Below are 3,509 nucleotides of genomic sequence, written 5' to 3' on the forward strand. Positions count from 1 at the left end.
CTCTTGTTTAAACCCATATCAAACCAAATTAATGAAATATAATATATTAGAAATGTTGGCTTAACTATACCAACACTTTAATACTAATATATTAAATATCTTATAAGTTGTTAAACTCCATAACAGATTAGTTGAATTAATTCCTTGATTTCTCAATCATATCAAATAATATTTCTTTTGGAGTAGTGGTTTTGTAAAGGTCTTTTAATTGTTTTTCTAACCTATTGCCTTTGACATAAAGTTTGTATAAGTCGTCTGAACTATTAATCTTTTCTTTTAAATCATTGATTATTTTTAGTTCAATCTCTAAGGCTAAAATATTTAATAATCGTCTATGCTGTTCAACGTTTAAATGTGGAACACCTTGAGTACTTAAAACACCTTTATAATAATTTGAGAAAACCATATTTCAAAATTATTGAATATGATGTTTAGTCCTTGCCTATGATTGTAGTAATACTTTAATTAAATTATGAACTTGTTTTCAGAATAATTTATAAATTTTATAAGCCATATTTAAACAAAAAGATATTTTACTAAACTGAAACAAAATGAAATTTCAAGGATGAATATATTACTATTTCTACTATCCATTTTACATGAAAGTCTGTTTAAGAGGTGCTCATGTTTAAATACTAAACAAGTATAAATATCAAATAAAATCATAACTGTTTGTTGTTTTACAACTCGTTTATGTTTTGTATATTTAAAATGAATTATGTGTTTCAACTTGTTTTAATACATACTCCAAAACGCATTTAGGTGCGTTCTAATGCATTGTTTTGTTTGTGTAGTATTAGGTACTATAAAAAGGTAGTTATTTGGTGTTTTTTTTGTGCTAACTGAAAAACCGTCATATCATTTTAACGCATTTTAAAGCGTTCTAATAAACTATAATCGTTTCTTATAGCTGTTTTTTAGTGATTTTCAAATTCTTGATTTTTACCTTTTTTCAAATCTTCAGTTTTCTTAGTGATAGCAAAGGTTTACACGTTATAGGTAAAATTTATTATACATATATATAATTATAGTACAAAAACATATTATAGGCAAATACATATAAAATCAATTACTATAATTATCACCAGTTACTAAAAATGTAATATCCATACATTCCTAAAATGGCATCAATAACAACTATTGCGATACTAATTATTATTAGCCACGTTATAAACTGAACATTCTTTTTTATGCTCTTAACATTTTTTAATAGTTCATTGCTGTAGTCTTGAGTTTCCATATCGTTTTTACTGCTTTAGAGGAAAACTAAATTTATTCTTTTACCATAAAATTTGAAATGACTTTTGTCATGTAAAAACACAAAAGATAAAGGTCATTTAAGCTTATTCTCAGCCTATCTGAGCGATGGTAATTAGTCTGTAATGTAATGCAGTCCAAACGCTGTATAGTCTTGCTAATGCTATTAAAATGAGTTCTTTTATCATCTCTAACATCTACCATATTTCAACATCTGATTTAATTATAGTTGAATTAATAATTGCATAAGGTTTTACGCTATTTAAGATTAATAAAAAGTAAAAATCAAACAAGAAATAAAGAAATACACCTTTCGCTTTCGCTTTGTGGCTTTCGCTCAAGTCTTACATTAATAAAGAGTACACAAGTTCAAAATTCTTATAAAGATTTAGAGGTTCTGTACCAATAATTAATTAACAAACTTACACTCACATAAACATCTCTTTTCATAAAGACGCTTCGCTATGCTGCTTGCTGAATATTAATAGTCTAACTTGCACGAAACTAACCCAAAACTATGAGAAAATTAATCTTCTTTTTATTGACCACAATTTTAATCAGTTGTGATTCTGCCAGTAGAATTGATGATGTTTTTGGAATTAAAGCTTTTTGCTACCCAGAAATACAATATCATTTATCAAGTGATTGTGAAGATAGCCCTGAAATTACTGCTTCAGAAATTGTAAGTAGAGCTAATTTCATTATTGCAATTGATGGTATAGAAGTTATATTGAATGACGCTGAAATTGGAGAATGTGTTCTTGTGAATTTAGTCGGTTTTGTTAGTAATAATGGCGAATCTTTAGGCAATGTATATATTGTTAATGACGCAGAGAAATCATGGCTCGTTAAAGACTGCAATTAATTCACTCTTCTATCTCCTAACTGTTTTTAACCATCTAAAGGTCATTTAAAGCAATTTAGAGCGTCTTTCTAATACGTTTAAAGTATTGTAATGTATGCAGTCAAAACACGATAAAGCCTTGCCAGCGCTATTAAAATGAGTTCTTTTATCATCTCTAACATCTAACACAATACAACATCTGATTTATAAGAAGTTAAGTATATTATCGCAAAAGTAGTAAGAATAATATTACAAAAAATATAGTACAATATTGGCAATAATTCCAATAATAATTAGAACACCTATAAAAGTTATCCAGCCTTTTATAGTATTGTTTGATTTTTTAATGTCTTTTATCTTTGACAATAATTCTGTTGCTATAAACCAATTTTTATCTTTTTCCATTAATATTAATTGGCGTTCACTTCGTTTGTCAAGCATATCTTTCCATGATGTATTTAATTGTGAATTATAATGGCTTTCTTCACCTTCTAAATACTCCTCACTAATTAAACCTAAATCATGTTTGAAATGAAGTAACTCTAGATATTTACTCATAATAAAAATTTTACAAAGCAATATAACCAACTAATTGAAAGTATTTTATGACAAATGTTATGTTTATGAATCTTAATTCATCAATAAACAATACTATAAATAATCTAATGAAAAATGTTACGGAATACCGTATGGGAATATTTAAAACTTTGGAGCATACTTGTCAAGACTATGTCCGTATTTAAAACTTTTTACTTCTGTTATGGTGTTATGTTTAGCATCATAAACAACCTCAACAAAGAACTTATCTATGGAATATCAGTTATTGCGAATATCTTTATTAAGATAGTAATCTAAGAAATAACCGTAATGGTTTATCCATATACTAGTTTAGTTCTTAACTATGAAACTCGTTTCTAAACTGAGTTTTTTTTTACGTGTGGTTTTTATTCATTTTCAATTACCTCAATATGTTCCGGTTCTCTGGGTGGCTCCTGATTATTGAATGAGATACCACCTCTCATCCACAATGAAACAATAACAACAAGTACAGCACCAACACCAATCATTGTTTTGTTCCTTATACTTAGTGTAGATGCCCCTGGTTGTGGTCCATATTTGTTTTCACCCGGTGAGCTGGGCTTTAATCCCGCATAAATCGGCAAAAGCAGAAAAATCATAATGGGAATAATAAATATTACTAATTGATCATAAAACTCGTTTTGGCTATTGCCTCCTGACATTGCACCAAGAAAGAAGAAAAAAACAAAGACTACTGATAAAACAACAACAACTAACCATAAAATTCCGTATGGCATTAACACTTTTCCGCTAACATTACTATCATGGAAACGCTTTACAATTCCTGCTAGCAATACCCAGATAGAAAAAAGGGATGAAAATGGGATTG

5 protein-coding genes are annotated in these 3,509 nt (G+C 28.1%); 1 reads left to right on the top strand and 4 read right to left on the bottom strand.

Annotated features, from left to right (window positions below; genetic code table 11):
* Window positions 1-136: 136 nt before the first annotated feature.
* Window positions 137-406 (bottom strand): hypothetical protein, encoded by a 270-nt coding sequence (locus AC15TD_RS13080; RefSeq protein ID WP_484452601.1) that lies wholly within the window; start codon window positions 404-406, stop codon window positions 137-139.
* 675 nt (window positions 407-1,081) lie between these two features.
* Window positions 1,082-1,240, bottom strand: a complete 159-nt coding sequence (locus AC15TD_RS13085) for a hypothetical protein (RefSeq protein ID WP_484452602.1) — start codon at window positions 1,238-1,240, stop codon at window positions 1,082-1,084.
* 534 nt (window positions 1,241-1,774) lie between these two features.
* Between AC15TD_RS13085 and AC15TD_RS13090 the strand changes: the two genes are divergently transcribed.
* Complete coding sequence (locus tag AC15TD_RS13090; RefSeq protein WP_484452603.1) at window positions 1,775-2,122, top strand: hypothetical protein; 348 nt, start codon at window positions 1,775-1,777, stop codon at window positions 2,120-2,122.
* Window positions 2,123-2,350: 228 nt separating this feature from the next.
* Here AC15TD_RS13090 and AC15TD_RS13095 read toward each other — a convergent pair whose 3' ends face one another.
* A complete protein-coding gene (locus tag AC15TD_RS13095; protein ID WP_484452604.1) occupies window positions 2,351-2,659 on the bottom strand; it encodes a hypothetical protein in 309 nt (102 codons plus the stop codon).
* A gap of 386 nt (window positions 2,660-3,045) precedes the next feature.
* A partial coding sequence (locus tag AC15TD_RS13100) for a DUF805 domain-containing protein (protein WP_484452605.1) occupies window positions 3,046-3,509 on the bottom strand: 464 nt, incomplete at its 5' end.

The organism is Yeosuana sp. (assembly GCF_057126245.1).